Below are 15,398 nucleotides of genomic sequence, written 5' to 3'. Positions count from 1 at the left end.
ATCGGCGAGGCCTTACAAGAGATAGTCAGGAAGGGTAGATAGTGGCGAAAGGTATGTGCCGACGCTCGCTTGGAAATGCGGCAGTTGTGCACTGCTAACTTAACCAATAATGAGAAATCCCCCCGACTTTGCCCGGGGGATATTTACTTGCAGTTTTGTAAAACCATGGATCAAGTTGGTCGCGCCACTGAACTTTTTCGACCGTTTCTAATGGGCGTTGTCATGATACCATTTCGGCATCATGACAATACTGTTTGGATTTAGACCTTGATTTTTAAAAGTATCAATCGTCATTTTTATGGTCGATTTTTGCAAATCAACTACCGTAATAGAACCATCGCTCATATTGGGTAAATTTAAAAGATTATTTTGCACAAAGGCATATCGCTCATCAGGAGAAAAGACAACGTGATGCGAGCCCTCCGCAGTTGCAATCGATTTTTCAAGTACCGGTTTAGCTGGGTTTTTAATATTAAAAATATTTAAATAACCTGGACTTGCGGTAGTAATATACATTTTGTCAAGTTTATGGTTAAAGTAAATTTCTAAAGGGACTCCTTGTTTTAAAGGGTTAAAATCAAAAATTTGTGAAAAGCTAAAGTTTTGACTCATGCTATTCCAAACGCCTGTCCACAAGGTATTGCCAAACATGGTATTGATATAAAGCCGTGCTGGATTTGATTTAGGTAAAAATACCGCCTCAACAGGGGCTGAACCTGAAGGTGATGCTTTTTCCGATATTTTATGTGTAGAGAGTATTTCACCACTGCGGGCTTTAATAATTGTTACTGTTTCATCTGCATCGCTGAAATCAGTCGGGTGTACCGTGTTAGCAATTACAATTCGATTAATTTCATCGTTTATTCCAATACCATGCGGATGGCTAATAAATTTTTTGCTTGTCGCCGTTTTGGCGGCGGCAATGACTTTAATCTGTTTATCTGTTTGTGCATCACCCATAATGACATTGCTAGAACCCATACAGGTGACATACCATCTTTTTTTATCGCCTGAAAAGACCAAGTCTTCCGCTACCTGACACTCAGGAACAGAAATGGTCTTAAGCTCATAAGGTTGTTTTGTCATATCTATTACTTGCAAGGGGTTACTGCCTAAGGATGCGACATAGGCCTTAGTTACATCTTTATTATAAAAAACATGATGCACCACTAAATCTGTGGGTAATGGAATATCCGTTACAATTTTTCCAAAATTCTCAGAGTTGAAATCAAGATCAATAATCGCCAATCCCTCCCGCTTTAGCGTTTGATCGGGTTTACTTTGATAATTTACTAACGCTAAAATTTCAGCTTGTGCCAGTACTGGATAAAGTAAGGTTAAAATAATAAGTGACTTTTTTAAACTGTACGTTATTTTCATAATATTTTTAAAATAGAGGGGATGTTGAGTTAATAATTTATTATTAACAGGCTAAATATCTACCCAACAGCGTAACTCGTGGGGTGCGAGGGGGAATTTAGTCTGCATAACTTTGATAATAGTTGTCGTCTATTTAAGTAAGCAAGCCACCTAAAATTGACTGATTAATCATTTTTCATCTGCCGACCAATAATACGCATGGTGCCAATAAAAAAATGTAATGAACGACGAACATCAGGGTCGTTTAGGGAACTGATTAATTGAAACAAACCGGGTGGCTTTTCTAATGCTTCCGTTTGCGCGTTTGCCATACGCACGGCATTACCGGCTGTCCAACCCAAGGCTAAAATTTCTTCGCCTACTTTAGTGGTTTTTTCAAGTGCCGCTTCATCAAGAAATTCGATATTGTCCGATATGATTGACAATAAATCGATGATGTTATTGAAGCGTCCGGCTTGTACTAACGGGGTGGCTTTATCGATTAGATTCTTAATGCCATCGATGGTTGCCGGGTCATTAAGAACCGTAGCTGACATAAGTTTTTCTACATTTGTATTTAACTGTATTTCTTCAGACATAAGTAATTCCTCTGTAATCAAACTATTCCACGCGCAACAGCCCAATAAATGCCGCGATTAAACGTTTTACGCATTAAGCCCCCGAGCTTGGTAGGTGGGGCGACCTGTACATCATGTTTATAGTCGTACCACAGCGGCATGCCGGCTTCCAATCCCATTTGAGCGATGGCCTGTACTTTGCCATCATAGATAGCAGAGGTGTAACCGCGACGAATTTCCGAAGCGATATTCTCCACGATGACAGGTGACTGGTTGTGACAAGTGCCACCGGCTTTACTAACCGGCAAATCGACGGTATCTCCCATCACATAGACATTATCGGTACCGTACATTTTCAAGGTTTCAAAGTCGGTAGGTAACCAACCTTCATTATTTTGTGCTTGCGACTTGCCCGAATTAATGACGGCATCTACCGCGCGAATAGGCGGCGTAGCCATTAAAATATCGAATTCTTGAGATTTACCTTCTTCCGAATAAGCAATTTTTGCTTCGGGATCAACCTTATCTAAAGTAAAACCGCGTTGATATTTAATATTTTTACTATCGAAAATGGTAGGCAATACATCGCAGGTTGGTTTCTGTAAAAATAAACAATTACGCAATAATTGAGAGATGGTTGGATAGCTGTAAATAATCTCTACCCGGTCCCGTACGCCGCGTTTAAGCAAATATTCATCAAGCATTAACGTGGTTTCGATAGGGGCAATGCCGCATTGATGAGGCACATTAGGTGTTTTAGGGAAATTAACCGTAATAAATATACGGCCCTCCTGGATGGTGCGTAATTTTTGCGCGAGTTGTTGCGCCGCTTTAGTTTGGTAAAAATGATCTCCCGCCTCTTTTAGGCCTTCAATGCGTTCCGGTGCCGGAATACAGCCGGTAGAAATAACCAGATACTCATAATCGTAGCGCTTGCCGCTTTCGCAGAGGACACGATTTTGCTCAAATTCGAAACTTTCAACGCCATCGACATGAAAAATAATTTCCGGGCGTAATAACGAACGTTGTTTACGCACCAGTTCATGCGGATGAAAAGCATTGAAAGCCGCATACATATTGGCCGGCTTGTAAATATGGTTAGGGGAATTTGAGAGCATCATGATCTCAATTTCACCTTTTAGGATTTCCGGGTAAAATTTAGCGACTAAATTATTGGCGGTCATCGTGCCGCCAATCCCACCACCGACGACGATAATGCGTTTTGTCGAACTTGTCATAATGACTCCTTTACTTGATTATTCAGTGAAGGGGCAACGTGTTAGGCGCATCAATAATGAACATCGTGCGCCATGTACAAGAAGACCCGTTTTTTTAGTCAGTCGACGCGTTTGAGCGCACCGGAAGGGCATTGATTGATAACTTTAACGACTTCAGCATCAGTCGCTTTGTCCGGTTCGATCACAAATTGCCCATCGACCACTTTGAAAACTTCAGGCAGTGATTTGACACAGTTGCCGGAATGAGAACATTTTTGTTTATCCCATTGTATTTTCATGGTGTTTAAGCTCAGTTATGTTCAGCTGTTGTCGGATTAATCATGGTTTTTACTTCGGCAATCGAATTGGCCGGAAACTCACCGCGTTCCGCATGTGTTTTAATGCTTTGTTTATCGGGGGCAATGTAGATGCAATAGATTTTGTCGTCTGTCACATAACTGTCCACCCACTGAATTTGCGGCCCCATGTCGTTCAGAATGCAGCAGGACTTTTGTGAAATTTGTTGCAGCTCTGCTGCGGTTAATTGGCCTGCATTAGGGATTTCTCGTTCAATAATATATTTAGGCATATTGTCTCCTATGCTGCTAGACGACCAGTCGTTTTTGGTTGATTGTTAAAAAAAACGATAGAAGCCATCATGGCGATATCGTTTAAAAGGTTGTTAGTTGAATCCGCGCTGTCTTTTTAAATGATTAAGTCTTAAGTTTGTGGTGGAATTTTCACGGCTAATTCGGCCGCTTTACAGGCTGCAATGCCGCCATATTAATATTCCTAGCCCATTTGTTGCATCACAGCCGCCGCCATGGCAGAACGCCCCGAACTGGCGCAAAGTAGTAGCCATTTTTTATCGCGATCCATTAGTTCTTCACGACGACCCGCGTATTGGCGGTCTGCCGCCGCTTCCAGTATTCCACGCGGAATATTTAACGCGCCCTCAATAGTGCCTGTCATAAATTCGGCAGGTTCACGCACATCCAGTAACTGATAGCCTTCATCCAATAGCGTTTTAACATTTAATACCTCTATTTCGTGTATTTGTGATTTTGCTTATTTAACAAAATCCATTAAGGTTTTTTCTTCGCTCATATCAAATTTCCATGGCTAATAGTTGACCGGTCGTCTTTTTGTTGGGCAAAAAAAAGATCCAGACAACCGGCAGTTGTGTCGACTTGCACGGTTCCTAATCTAAAATCGACTAGGCAACAAAATAATCATTCAATAACGTATCGTAAAACTCTTGTAAAGGTTGCACGGACCGTTCGATTTTCATTCGTAACAACGCGCCTTGCCAGTTATTTATCAATAAGTTAGCCATGGTATCGGCACTCCTATCATTACGTACCGTGCCTTCCTTTTGTGCTTGCAGTAACGCCTTGTATTGCAACACTTTGTAGCGTTCAACAGCAGATTTTAGTGCCTGATTGCACAGTTCACTGGTATCGCCAATTTCACCCATCAGATTACCCAATAAACATCCGCCTTTGTATCCATTCTTTTCCACTGCAACAATAAGCTCCGCATAGTAGTTTTTTAAAGCAGAGAGCGGGTCAATTTGTGAGTGTTGTAGGTGCCTCGTTAATAGCTGTATAAAGGGTTCGATATAGTGGTTGATGCTTTCAGCAGCAAACTCTTCCTTGCTACCAAAGTAGTTATAAAATGAGCCCTTGGGTACCTGTACGGCATTTACAAGTTCGTTAATACCGGTTGCATGATAGCCCTGGTTCATCAGCAGATAAACACCCTGATCTAGTAATTTTGTGCGTTTGGATAGCTTACTGTTCATAGTGGATACAAAATATACGACCGGTCGTATTTTGTCAATAAATTTTTGCCCATAAGGTGAAGTCGCAGAGGAAATTCAGTGCTGCTTAATGGTAAATAAAGAATGCTGTTTTTGACCTTATTGCGCATGGCTTCGACATTGTTGCGCAAACTGCGCTCCGTCCGCTTAACTTGGCGTTGAATGTCAGCTTGGGGTCGCCATGTGACTATCTTTTCTTCAGATTCATCGCCGGAAAGCTGTCATTGAATTCCGATTCCTTAAAGCGGCCATTCGCCAGCGAGTTCAACCGACCCATTTTTGACACTAGCGTTTCTCCAAAGCAGCCAGTCGGTCAAATCCAGATTTTGAAATTGGAGGACTGCAAAGCAGTCGTTGGCGACTTCAACCAATCGGCCAACAAGAGTCATTGAATGCACTCAAATCCTAAGGATTTGAGTGGCTGATATTATATGCTGTGAAGTCATTCATATTTTGATCCTCACCGCACTTAATCAGCATTACAGGATTTATTCACCTTACCCCAGTCTACAATTTCCTTTTGTTTGATCGAGAATAGCCAGTTGTTTCCTGCATAACCTAAACTGTGGAGCCAATAAATTTGCTGCTACTGTTGAGGTATCATGAAATCATCGCGTCTATTTACGCTACTGCCCGTCAGTCTATTGCTCGCTGTAAACCTTCCTCTTTGCCATGCGGCCGAACTCAGTCGTGAACAAGTCATCGAGATAATTTCCAGCGCCGATAATCAACCGCCCAAACTGACCAACAAAGATCTGTCCGGACTGGATTTATCAGGGGTTGACTTTAAAGGCGCAGATTTGTTTTCCGCCAACCTGGACGATTGCAATCTCGATAACGCCAATCTGCATGGCGCCAATCTAAATCGGGCGCAACTGCGTAATGCCAAGTTAAGAAAAGCCGATTTATCAGGTGCGAGTTTGTATGCCGTGGTGCTCGAAAATGCAGACTTGTCAGAAGCGAATCTTGCCAACAGCCGTATTATCGGGTTGCTGAATGGTGTCAATCTGAGCAATGCCCGCCTCAACAATGCCGATCTCGGAGCGGATATGACTAATCAAGGTATGGCCCCGGCAAGAGTGGAAATGAACAACGCCTTATTGAATGGAGCGGATCTGAGCGGTGTTAATTTTACTCATGCCATCCTATCGTACGCGAAACTGCAAAATGCCAATCTGCATAAAGCACGTTTGCAGTGGGCGGATTTGTCCGGGGCCAATATGAGTGGCTCTGAGGTCTCTGAAGCTGATTTTCGCCATGCCAATCTGGACGGTATCAATTTAAACAACGTCAAAGGACTCGCCTCTGCGCTGGGTTTGCAAAAAGAAAATCAAGGCTTCAACACGTTCTTGGAGTAAGTCAAGAACCTTGTCAGACGTAGAACGTGCTGACCAAAGCAAATGAAATTTATGAGTTATTGAGTCTCAACCCTAAGGCGGGTCATCCGGCTTAAAGAGTCAAGTGGTGAAGTAGTTTTCGATAAGGATAGATGTAGCGGCCTGCAAACATAATCCATAAGGCCTGCAATCATCCGCATTTTCGGCCCGAATTATTTGCGAATATCCGACCCCTGCGGCCCGAATTAAATGAGAATGAGCCCACATTATTTGCAAACAGCCTGCAAACATCGCTCAGGACCCACATTATTTGCAAACAAGAAATCAGAGCGGAATCCCAATGGCCAGAAGATTATTTTGCAGTTCCTGTGTCCGAGCAGGAGTCAGGTTGCCATTCAAGAATGAGCGTATTTCAGCGGGTTTGGTATCGAGTAATTCTGCCAAGGTTTTGGCAGTATAGCCATGCCGGGTTAGCCGTGGTTCTAGGGCATTGATGTCTTTTGCCAGGATGGCGTCAATGATTTCAGTTTCCACCGGTTTTTGTCCTATGTGGTAGCCTTCATCAAAGGCTAATCCCAGATGCTGTTCTATTTGCAGCGGCGTCGTCAACCTTTCTGCCAATTGGGCCAAGGCATCATCGGTTATTACGTCCGCCCTTTTTCCGCCTTTTTTCAAGCATTTGTCCAATAGCCAATTGATGTACTCCGTTTTTTGCCCCTGGATGCCTTCAAGGTTGAAAACCGTCGTTCTTGAACCAATTTCTTCCATCGCTGGCCGACGCAAGTCATTCTTTAATTTAGGATGTCCTGCCAAGATGATTGAGAGAATGCCATCACCATCTTGCACCACTTCTATCAGGCGTTTAAGGCCAATCAGGGTCTTGTTGTGGAGATCGTGGGCTTCATCCACAAATAGGGCAATCGGTTTTTGCCGCTTTTTAATCAACGCTTGCAGCATACGTTCACGCCTTTCGGGTTGCGTGGGAATTTTAAAATCCTTTTCTGTGACCAGATCGTAAAATAAGGCCAATATCAGGGTGCCAAGATTGACTTGTCCTTTCTCAACCGAGAGTGACTTAGAAACCAGAACCTCTTTTTCTTTGTTCAATTCCTGCTGAATCGCTTTTAATGTGGTCGTTTTGCCGCAACCGACAATACCGGATAAGGCGACCATCTGGCCTTGCTTGATCGCAACCTTGAGTTCTTTAACAATTTGCTGATGGTGTTCCGTTTCAAAATAACCGGCACCTTTAAAATCCCGAATGAAACTGTAATAATTCATGACGTCACTTAACATGTTGCTTTCCTTTTAATGGCGAATTAAAAAAAGCGTGTATTTGTTCGAAAATAAGGCGCTTGTTGAGGGTTTCGGCGACGACTTGATTGATCAAGTCTCGTTGTTCCTGGTTCAGTTTTGCCAAGGGCAACCCGAGCTCAGAGGCAATCGCCTGTTTTGCGGCCACCCGGTCAGGAAAGGTGAATTCAATAAAGGGGTCAGGGTCAACAAACGCTGTTTTAGGGGGTTCCTGAACCAGCACCAAAGCAGCTAATGATCCATCGTTAGGGTTGTTTTCCAGTGCAGCCCGAGGCAGTTTAATTTCACCCGCCAACACCGCTATCCGCTCAGCCCGTTTTTGCTGTTTGGTTTTTTTGAATGACCGGTAACGTCCTAAGGGAATCGGGCCGTTGACAGAATGGTAAGGCCCATAACGCTTGTCCCCGAATTCAACGTACAATTCGCTGTCAAACAGGCCCCACCAGAGCACGACGGTTTCCTCGGCCAGGTCTGGATCGACTTGATAGGAAATACCATCAATACTGACACGGGCATCCAACCCAACCTTACAGCGTTCCGGTTCACGGGCAAACGTACAAAACCGATCCCAGGAACACATTTCACGGATGCCGGTGGCAGGCAGGTTGAGTTGCCAGTCTTCCGTTCGGGAATGGGCTTCAGACCGATGATCCATGTTGTTGTAGCGGATCAGGTAATTAAACAACCATTGGTTGGCTTCCACTTCATTTTGAGGCTCGTGGAAATGATAGAGGGTTTCATGCATTTCTTTGACGGTGCGGAACGGCCTTTCGACTTTGCCTTTGGCTCGGGCGGTCACCCGGGTACCGTCGCTGCCTTTCGGCATATGGATGATAACCTCAACCCCCAAGTAATCCATGACTTGCAGGAAAATACGGCTTCTGGCAATCGGGCCAGCATCACAATAGAGCTTGGACGGAATCCCCTGGAGGACGAATTGCGCATCTTTTTTCGGTAACATCGCCGTAAACATGAACCGCAATGCCGCTTCCACATCTTCGCCATAGACGCAGTGATATTCTTGATAGGCTACCCCGCTTCGGTCATCAACTACGCTGTAAATCATTAGTGTGGGCGCTCCCCGGTCTTTATCCAGCCAAAGCGGTTCTTTGACGTGTTTAAGGTCTGAGGGGCTGAGGTCGAAATGCCAACAGTCATTGCTGTGCTCAGCCTGAAACCGGACTGCTGGTGGTTGCCGAACCAAGTAATTACGGTCATAACCCCATAATTTCAGATAATGGTTAACGGTAGTTTTCTTAAGTTGTCCAGAATCGGCTTTGAAAAAGCCACTTGGCGTGTCAAGACCAAAGTCCTGGAGTAGACGAATGCATTCGGAGGTAGAGAGATGACGGCTTTTTTTGTTGGAAGTTCTGATTTTCATGGCGGCGATGATTTCACAGTACATTTCCATTTCGTCTGCCGGTAATATCCTCGGCTTCCCACAGTCAGAGCGTCGTAACGGTTTAGGCCGGTTATGTGCATTCAGGGCACGGTATAAAGTGGATTCTGATAGGCCATACAAATTTGCTGTTTCCTGCATGATGGAGCGGCGCTCCTTGCTTCGGGAGGGAAGGCTGCTGAGACGGTGGCGTAAACTAATCAGCGCTTCTGGGAAAATGCGTTTGCCGCTCATTGCCTTTCACTAGGCGTATTCAGCATTGGTTTTATAAGATCCAAGGGCGACCCCACGATGGCGCAGATAGGTATATAAGGTACTTTTGGCGATACCCAGCTTTTCTGAGATTTCATTTACTGTTAGCCGTCCTTCCTTATACAGGGTTTCTGCTGCACAGGCGGTGGCTTCTGCTTTTTGTGGTATGCCTTTGGGTCTGCCTCCGTTTCTCCCCCTGGCCCTGGCTGCGGACAAGCCGGCTTGGGTTCTTTCCCGGATAAGGTCACGCTCAAATTCGGCTAATGAGGCGAATAGGTTAAAGCTTAACCGGCCTTGGGCCGTGGTGGTGTCAATGGGATCGTGCAGGCTTTGCAGGCCGATCTTTTTTTCCATTAAGTCATTGACCAGGCTAATCAGGTGATTAAGCGAACGCCCCAATCGGTCTAGCTTCCAGATTACCAGCACATCACCCGAGCGGAGGTTATGGATCATCTCATTCAGTGCCGGACGTTCCGACCGTGCGCCACTGGCAAGGTCCTGATAAATCTTCTCACAACCGGCTTTCGTCAAGGCATCGATCTGGAGTGCCAGGTTCTGGTCTTTGGTGCTTACCCGTGCATAGCCAATTTTCATGAAGGCCGATCCCCAGAAATTGTATGATTATTTCGTCTCTGCGAAGAACTTTAAACCTTGTTTTATAAAACCACAATACCGAACCATAAAATCAAGGACTTGAAGGTAAACATGGCGAACTTGCTTGGGTTCGATAAAACGCTCGTTTTATCGAACCCAAGAATAAAGAAAGTAAACGGCAAAATTACCTGTTTGAAGTCTTGATTGATTTGCGTGATTAGCTAGACTAGACTAGGTGTTTTTATGGGGAATGTAATGCAAACTGTAAATATGTTACAAGCCAAGTCCTCGCTGTCCCGCTTAGTAGAGGCCATTGAGCAAGGGCAAGAGCGTGAAATCGTGATTGCCAGAAATGGCCGTCCAGCGGCTAAGCTTGTTCCGATCGATACTGCACCACCCGGGCAGCGGATTGGTGTAGCAAAAGGCTTGTTCGTGGTGCCGGACAGCATTGATACACATAACGACGAAGTGGCTCAGTTGTTCATGGGCGAGGTGCCGTCTTGAATCTGCTGCTGGATACTCACGTTGCATTATGGGCTATCACGGACAACCCAAAACTGCCACAAAAGGCACGTGATTTGATTTCATCACCCAAAACGAACGTTTGGGTCAGCGCGGCGAATGTCTGGGAAATTGCAATCAAGCATTCGTTAGGACGAGGCGACATGCCGGTTTCTGGCCGAGACGCGATGCGCTATTTTCAGGAGTCGGGTTATCGCTTCCTCGCCGTTGAGGCGGAACATGCGATAGCGGTCGAAGAACTGCCTTTACATCACCAAGACCCGTTCGACCGCATACTTGTGGCTCAAGCACTCGTAGAGCCGATGCGTTTAATGACCCACGATCCCTTGGTAGCGCTCTATAACGACACAATTATCAAGATTTAAACTTGAATTGATTTTAGTATGCAACTTTATTACGCACCCACAATTGTCCGGCTGTTTGTGCAAAAGGGGAATACTGATAATAAACGTACTTCTGGTGTGCTGAACAGAAATTTCGACCCATTCCGGCTTTTATATTTGATACCGCCGTCTGGCCAAATAGCTCATGACCGCTTTTATTGGAATAGCCCCTATTTCTTGTTTGCAATTAATGTGGGTCCTGATTGATGTTTGCAGGCTGTTTGCAAATAATGTGGGCTCATTCTCATTTAATTCGGGCCGCAGGGGTCGGATATTCGCAAATAATTCGGGCCGAAAATGCGGATGTTTGCAGGCCTTATGGATTATGTTTGCAGGCCGCTACAGATAGAGGTCGGCTTGGTTGCATAAGTATCTACACATCTTTTCCTAAAAATTGCTGAGCGGTTGCTTTCAAACTATCCAGTTCTTCTTGAGAGTAGGCCTCCATGATTTCAAGCATGGAGAGGAAGACCCACAGCCCCGACAATAGTGCTGGATTCGTAAACTCCTTTTTGTGGCGCATTTGCCTGCCGCTGAGCTTGATCAGAAATAGCCTTAATTCAGCCGCTTCCTTGCTTTTGTCGGCGGCTATGGCCCAAACCGTAACACAGGCCATGCTAGCCACCAAGAGGCGTTTGGCAATGGCCATGGCTGATTCCTGTTGCCACGATTCGAGGTGGTGACCTGCCGACTTGACCAATTTGAAGAAACACTCGATTTGCCAGCGCCAGTAGTACCATAGCGCAATAGTCGAAGCATCGACATCTTTTACATTGGTCAATAGCAGCCATTCCGCCAACACATCACCTTAGTCGGACAAGACGCGACTGACCACCAGCCTTGCCGCTACAGGAATGCCAGGCACAGCCGGCTTTTTGCTTTTCTTCTGACTCGGTTTGGCGGGACGGGTTAGCGTCACATCGGTTTCTGCCACCCACTGCCAATAAGTCTGACCCTGATAACGGACTTCCCGAGTCTTGCTGAACGCCAGCTCTTGCGCCACGGCTTTACAAGCCATGGGCTTAGCCTGGTAGTCCACTTTGGGATTATCCTTGACGCGTACCAGCCAGTGGCTACCCGTCGCTTCCCAGCGGCGGAGATGGCCGATGGAATCGCCTTCTCGATCAATCAGGTGGACTAATGGCTTGGCAAAACCTTGTCCGCCCAAAAACTGAATGCAGTCGCTGACTTCATCCAAATGATTTTGGACGATGGCTTGAGGGTTGGCTTCCTGATAGGTCGCGAAACTCCCTTCGCTGCTAACCAGTCGCTGCGCTACCGGCGCCAAGGGCTGTCCCGTTTGGTCGCTAATAATGAGGCTGGTTTGCAGATCGTAGCCGATGTCGGTGTCATGGGTGATCGCGTAAGTGTCCGGTTTGTTGGCATGTTTGTAACTCAATCGGGACCAGTCATGGACGCATAAAGCGAAGTTCATGCAATGAGCCAAGATGCCTTGGTGCGCGGCGACCGTGAGCGGTTCTTGGAGCTTCGATAGACTGACCGATTCGTTTTGGTAGAAGCGCCACGCCGCTTGAGTGCTGGCAAAGCTGCTGATTTTGTCAGGCAACGCTTTTAATCCAGCACTCAGGCGTTCACTTGAATTCATGTGTTCACTCACCAGGCGCTGGTAGCGGTCGTTTAGGCGTGAGTCCACGCCGGATAGGCTTTTTTAAAATCATGCGGCATCATGCCAAAATTTACGAAAAGTTGTGTAGATACTTATGGCTTGGTTGGCAGGTTCTGTCTTTGTCTCTTAACATTGCATTTACGGCTATCTGATAAAAAACGACCGTTTCGCGAAAGGTAATTAAACACGTATTACTCGATTTCGAATCAGGATTAACGTTAAGAAAAAAAAGGCATATAATCCCAACACAGGCCTCCCTTATTTAAAGTGAGGTTTTTGCCATGAAGGAGAATCACTATGAACAAGAAGATAATTGTTGCGTTACTGGTGTCTCTATTTGCTGCTCCTGGAGTCTACGCCGAAGCCGAACAGCACAAAGGGGCTATCGATAACTGCGTAAAATCCGCACTTGACGGTCATCCTGGGGATGTCATTACGTTGAGAGCTGAAACGGAAGGAGGTAAGCCCCAATACGAATTGGATATTCACGGAAAGGACGGTAAGCATTGGGAAGTCGAATGCGATGCCGTTAGCGGCAAAATAATTGAAACCGAACGAGAAGTCGCTGTCGACGACCCAGAGTTTACCTCTAAAACCAAGGTAAGATTAGATGCCGCAATGAAAACCGCATTGGATAAATATCCCGGCAACATTATGAAAATCGAATATGAAATCGAAGGAGAGGCTGGCGTAGCCTATGAGTTCGACATTAAGTCTGCCGATGGCAAGATGCTCGAAGTAGAAGTCGATGCCATTACCGGCAAGCTTAGCGATCCGGAGCAAGTGATTTATCAAATCGGATTGGATTGATTCCACAGTATCATTTCTAAAAGCCTGTTTCACTAAACACTTGAAACAGGCTTATTGGCCTGATAAAGCCTTTTTCACGTCTCTATAAGTTTTCGCTAAAGCGCGCGGTTTGTTATTGCCAAAATGAAATAAGCGAGATTTCACCCAAATTTTAAGTCAATTAATGCAGAAAAAATGCTACCGAGAAAAAGTTTACAAGACGTTTTTCACCGGACACTGTATCTTGACTACGGGAAATATTCCCATTGCAATGTAAAATTGCCCCTGTTAGATTCATTTACCCAGCAATCTCCCCGTTAAATTTAAGTTGTTTCTTCAAATTTTAGCCGTTTTCCTATGTCGAACAATCAGATTGATTCTTAACGTCTTTCTGTTTTTACCGATCCCAACATTAGCTTATCCCGCGCAACCTTTGGATGAGAAAATTCAAATCCCGAGTCAATCGGCTGCTCCTCTACCCGCCGATCAGCAAAACATAATCAGCGCTTTTGAGGCGCTCAAAAAACTTGACCCCGACCTACGCGTAGTGCTTGGCAATGCCGTCTCCGCTTTGAAAAAAGGTATCGAAGACGGACCACCGTTCATGATTGAGGAACGCCGGGGGCGCATGGAACGTTTGGAAAAATTGCTGAGCGAGCCGAATGCCGAACTTCCGGAGCTATTTCGCCGCACAGTCGAAGCATATCGGGTTGAGCTTGATTTTGCTCATACTATCGACACCTATCGTGCACTGCTGAGAACCCAAAAAGGAGAACGCTTAGTCGACTTTCTCAGTATTGGTCGTTTGGCGCTGTATTATCAAACGCTTGATGGGCGTGAATCGGGACTTTGGCGCAACGATACGCGCCAATGGCAACGCCTTTCCGGAGAGGGCAATGAAGCGATCGCCCAAGGCTTGCGTGCAGCACGTAAGCTGGATCCGCCGCTGTTGATTTCACTCCCGCTGCCGGGGCCAAAAACGCCATGAACCCCGTGCTTTTTATAGTCTGTTGGTTTCTGTGGCTTTTTAGCGGATTTGTTACTCCTTTAGCTCAAGCCGCGTCATCCGAAAACCATGCGGCAAAGCTGCCTGCTAAAATTGAGGCCGGTTTTAACGAAGAACTTGCAAAAAAGGACGCTTTGTTTGCGGCTATTCGCGAAGGTGCTGCGGATCTCAAGCCGCTGTACCATCATCTTTTTTTATCCGGCGATTCGGCAAGTCAACGCGCGCTTATCGAGCGTCTGGCCGACAGTCGTCATATGCCTAGCGCCGCCGAACTGGAACAGTTGTTCGCCAGTCTGCACCAGCAGCTTGATGCTTCAGGGCGCATAGCCTTTGTGCGCGCTCCGGTATATGAGCCCAGCGGGACCGCATCTGAAAAAGAGGTGCTCCGGCTCGGCGGTTTCACGTTCATCGCTGATGGTCGTTATTTGGCGTATTCGCCCGAAATCGACCGCTTAGTCGAATTGCCCCGCCAACCCGGTGGGAACCTGCTTGAAATGGCGCGGGAGTTTACTCAAACTGACTCGTCAGTTATTGCGCCGGTAGCCATCGATCCATCCGGTGGGCAAACACTGCAGTTATTGGTGCAAATACCGAATTTGCGCGAACGCATAGCTCAAGGTGGTATGGTCGGTTATTTGATCCTGGTTTTGGCAGGATTCACTTATGTACTTTGTGGATTCCGTTTCGTGGATTTGAGCCTGACCGGCAAACGTATCAAGCTTCAGCTGCAATCGCCCGAACTGAGACCGGATAACCCACTGGGCCGGATTCTAATGCGATTTGAACAGCAGACGGCAAGTGACGAAGAAGCGTTGTATTTAACCGTTGAAGAAGCATTAAATGATGAGCGGGGTAAGTTGGAGCGCGCCTTGCCGTTCTTGAAACTGGTCGCTGCGATTGCGCCAATGCTGGGTTTGCTCGGCACGGTGACCGGCATGATAGAAACGTTCCAGGCCATTGCTCTTCACGGCTCGGGCGATCCGAAATTGATGTCGGGCGGCATCTCTCAAGCGCTGGTTACTACTGTCCAAGGACTGGTTACAGCGATCCCTATTTTACTGTTGCACAGTCTTTTGGTCGGCAAGTGTCAGAATCTCGGTAATTTGTTGGAGACTCATGCGGCAGCCGCTCTCGCAACACGCCTCGATAAGCGCCATGCGGGAAGCGGCAGTGCCCAGCCTCCAAGAACTTAGCAGGTA

18 protein-coding genes are annotated in these 15,398 nt (G+C 46.1%); 6 read left to right on the top strand and 12 right to left on the bottom strand.

Features of this window, described 5'->3' with window-relative positions; translation table 11 throughout:
* Positions 1-207 precede the first annotated feature (207 nt).
* The 7 genes from GO003_RS25585 to GO003_RS25555 form a co-directional block, all read right to left on the bottom strand.
* Positions 208-1,380: a YncE family protein gene (locus tag GO003_RS25585; protein WP_231089296.1), complete on the bottom strand. Its 1,173-nt coding sequence runs from the start codon at positions 1,378-1,380 to the stop codon at positions 208-210.
* Between the two features lie 164 nt (positions 1,381-1,544).
* The gene (locus GO003_RS25580; protein ID WP_231089295.1) at positions 1,545-1,979 is read right to left on the bottom strand and encodes a DUF1641 domain-containing protein; all 435 of its coding nucleotides are present in this window, start codon (positions 1,977-1,979) and stop codon (positions 1,545-1,547) included.
* Positions 1,976-3,175 carry an NAD(P)/FAD-dependent oxidoreductase gene (locus tag GO003_RS25575; RefSeq protein WP_159658277.1) on the bottom strand — a complete coding sequence of 400 codons (1,200 nt, stop codon included), beginning with the start codon at positions 3,173-3,175 and terminating at the stop codon, positions 1,976-1,978. The genes GO003_RS25580 and GO003_RS25575 overlap by 4 nt, the downstream gene beginning before the upstream one ends.
* A 98-nt stretch (positions 3,176-3,273) precedes the next feature.
* On the bottom strand, positions 3,274-3,453 hold the full coding sequence (locus GO003_RS25570) for a (4Fe-4S)-binding protein (RefSeq protein ID WP_159658278.1): 180 nt from the start codon (positions 3,451-3,453) through the stop codon (positions 3,274-3,276).
* Between the two features lie 11 nt (positions 3,454-3,464).
* Complete coding sequence (locus tag GO003_RS25565; protein ID WP_159658279.1) at positions 3,465-3,743, bottom strand: DUF4242 domain-containing protein; 279 nt, start codon at positions 3,741-3,743, stop codon at positions 3,465-3,467.
* Positions 3,744-3,946: 203 nt separating this feature from the next.
* A complete protein-coding gene (locus GO003_RS25560; protein ID WP_231089294.1) occupies positions 3,947-4,174 on the bottom strand; it encodes a rhodanese-like domain-containing protein in 228 nt (75 codons plus the stop codon).
* Between the two features lie 196 nt (positions 4,175-4,370).
* Complete coding sequence (locus tag GO003_RS25555) at positions 4,371-4,958, bottom strand: TetR/AcrR family transcriptional regulator (protein ID WP_159658280.1); 588 nt, start codon at positions 4,956-4,958, stop codon at positions 4,371-4,373.
* Positions 4,959-5,578: 620 nt separating this feature from the next.
* Here GO003_RS25555 and GO003_RS25550 point away from each other — a divergent pair.
* Positions 5,579-6,334 (top strand): pentapeptide repeat-containing protein, encoded by a 756-nt coding sequence (locus GO003_RS25550; RefSeq protein ID WP_159658281.1) that lies wholly within the window; start codon positions 5,579-5,581, stop codon positions 6,332-6,334.
* Between the two features lie 303 nt (positions 6,335-6,637).
* Here GO003_RS25550 and GO003_RS25545 read toward each other — a convergent pair whose 3' ends face one another.
* Genes GO003_RS25545 through GO003_RS25535 form a run of 3 tightly spaced genes read right to left on the bottom strand, consistent with a single transcriptional unit; the run spans position 6,638 to position 9,872 of the window.
* Positions 6,638-7,609 carry an ExeA family protein gene (locus GO003_RS25545; protein WP_159658282.1) on the bottom strand — a complete coding sequence of 324 codons (972 nt, stop codon included), beginning with the start codon at positions 7,607-7,609 and terminating at the stop codon, positions 6,638-6,640.
* Complete coding sequence (locus tag GO003_RS25540; RefSeq protein ID WP_159658283.1) at positions 7,599-9,260, bottom strand: IS481 family transposase; 1,662 nt, start codon at positions 9,258-9,260, stop codon at positions 7,599-7,601. The genes GO003_RS25545 and GO003_RS25540 overlap by 11 nt, the downstream gene beginning before the upstream one ends.
* A 9-nt stretch (positions 9,261-9,269) precedes the next feature.
* Complete coding sequence (locus tag GO003_RS25535; protein WP_159658284.1) at positions 9,270-9,872, bottom strand: recombinase family protein; 603 nt, start codon at positions 9,870-9,872, stop codon at positions 9,270-9,272.
* A 255-nt stretch (positions 9,873-10,127) separates the two neighbouring features.
* On the opposite strand from GO003_RS25535, the gene GO003_RS25530 reads away from it, so the two are divergent.
* On the top strand, positions 10,128-10,376 hold the full coding sequence (locus GO003_RS25530) for a type II toxin-antitoxin system Phd/YefM family antitoxin (protein ID WP_159658285.1): 249 nt from the start codon (positions 10,128-10,130) through the stop codon (positions 10,374-10,376).
* Positions 10,373-10,759, top strand: a complete 387-nt coding sequence (locus tag GO003_RS25525) for a type II toxin-antitoxin system VapC family toxin (RefSeq protein ID WP_159658286.1) — start codon at positions 10,373-10,375, stop codon at positions 10,757-10,759. The genes GO003_RS25530 and GO003_RS25525 overlap by 4 nt, the downstream gene beginning before the upstream one ends.
* A 391-nt stretch (positions 10,760-11,150) precedes the next feature.
* Here GO003_RS25525 and GO003_RS25520 read toward each other — a convergent pair whose 3' ends face one another.
* Together GO003_RS25520 and GO003_RS25515 are read right to left on the bottom strand one after the other, a co-directional pair.
* Positions 11,151-11,576: a hypothetical protein gene (locus GO003_RS25520; protein ID WP_231089293.1), complete on the bottom strand. Its 426-nt coding sequence runs from the start codon at positions 11,574-11,576 to the stop codon at positions 11,151-11,153.
* Positions 11,577-11,585: 9 nt separating this feature from the next.
* Complete coding sequence (locus tag GO003_RS25515; RefSeq protein ID WP_231089292.1) at positions 11,586-12,431, bottom strand: flagellar biosynthesis protein FlhF; 846 nt, start codon at positions 12,429-12,431, stop codon at positions 11,586-11,588.
* A gap of 270 nt (positions 12,432-12,701) precedes the next feature.
* Here GO003_RS25515 and GO003_RS25510 point away from each other — a divergent pair, with 270 nt between their 5' ends.
* From GO003_RS25510 to GO003_RS25500, 3 genes are all read left to right on the top strand, one after another.
* Positions 12,702-13,214 (top strand): PepSY domain-containing protein, encoded by a 513-nt coding sequence (locus GO003_RS25510; protein WP_159651547.1) that lies wholly within the window; start codon positions 12,702-12,704, stop codon positions 13,212-13,214.
* A gap of 352 nt (positions 13,215-13,566) precedes the next feature.
* Positions 13,567-14,181 carry a DUF3450 family protein gene (locus GO003_RS25505; protein ID WP_231089291.1) on the top strand — a complete coding sequence of 205 codons (615 nt, stop codon included), beginning with the start codon at positions 13,567-13,569 and terminating at the stop codon, positions 14,179-14,181.
* Positions 14,178-15,392, top strand: coding sequence for a MotA/TolQ/ExbB proton channel family protein (locus tag GO003_RS25500; protein ID WP_159651545.1), 1,215 nt, complete (start codon positions 14,178-14,180; stop codon positions 15,390-15,392). The genes GO003_RS25505 and GO003_RS25500 overlap by 4 nt, the downstream gene beginning before the upstream one ends.
* Positions 15,393-15,398 lie beyond the last annotated feature (6 nt).

Source organism: Methylicorpusculum oleiharenae (genome assembly GCF_009828925.2).
Lineage (GTDB): Bacteria > Pseudomonadota > Gammaproteobacteria > Methylococcales > Methylomonadaceae > Methylicorpusculum > Methylicorpusculum oleiharenae.
Note: the sequence above shows the minus strand (reverse complement) of the source record. Positions and strands in the feature narration are given on the sequence as shown.

Bases quoted from the DNA above. Each gene is read 5' to 3' on its own strand.
- GO003_RS25585 (WP_231089296.1), bottom strand. From the start codon at position 1,380: ATGAAAATAACGTACAGTTTAAAAAAGTCACTTATTATTTTAACCTTA.
- GO003_RS25575 (WP_159658277.1), bottom strand. From the start codon at position 3,175: ATGACAAGTTCGACAAAACGCATTATCGTCGTCGGTGGTGGGATTGGC.
- GO003_RS25570 (WP_159658278.1), bottom strand. From the start codon at position 3,453: ATGAAAATACAATGGGATAAACAAAAATGTTCTCATTCCGGCAACTGT.
- GO003_RS25565 (WP_159658279.1), bottom strand. From the start codon at position 3,743: ATGCCTAAATATATTATTGAACGAGAAATCCCTAATGCAGGCCAATTA.
- GO003_RS25555 (WP_159658280.1), bottom strand. From the start codon at position 4,958: ATGAACAGTAAGCTATCCAAACGCACAAAATTACTAGATCAGGGTGTT.
- GO003_RS25550 (WP_159658281.1), top strand. From the start codon at position 5,579: ATGAAATCATCGCGTCTATTTACGCTACTGCCCGTCAGTCTATTGCTC.
- GO003_RS25545 (WP_159658282.1), bottom strand. From the start codon at position 7,609: ATGTTAAGTGACGTCATGAATTATTACAGTTTCATTCGGGATTTTAAA.
- GO003_RS25540 (WP_159658283.1), bottom strand. From the start codon at position 9,260: ATGAGCGGCAAACGCATTTTCCCAGAAGCGCTGATTAGTTTACGCCAC.
- GO003_RS25535 (WP_159658284.1), bottom strand. From the start codon at position 9,872: ATGAAAATTGGCTATGCACGGGTAAGCACCAAAGACCAGAACCTGGCA.
- GO003_RS25530 (WP_159658285.1), top strand. From the start codon at position 10,128: ATGCAAACTGTAAATATGTTACAAGCCAAGTCCTCGCTGTCCCGCTTA.
- GO003_RS25510 (WP_159651547.1), top strand. From the start codon at position 12,702: ATGAACAAGAAGATAATTGTTGCGTTACTGGTGTCTCTATTTGCTGCT.
- GO003_RS25500 (WP_159651545.1), top strand. From the start codon at position 14,178: ATGAACCCCGTGCTTTTTATAGTCTGTTGGTTTCTGTGGCTTTTTAGC.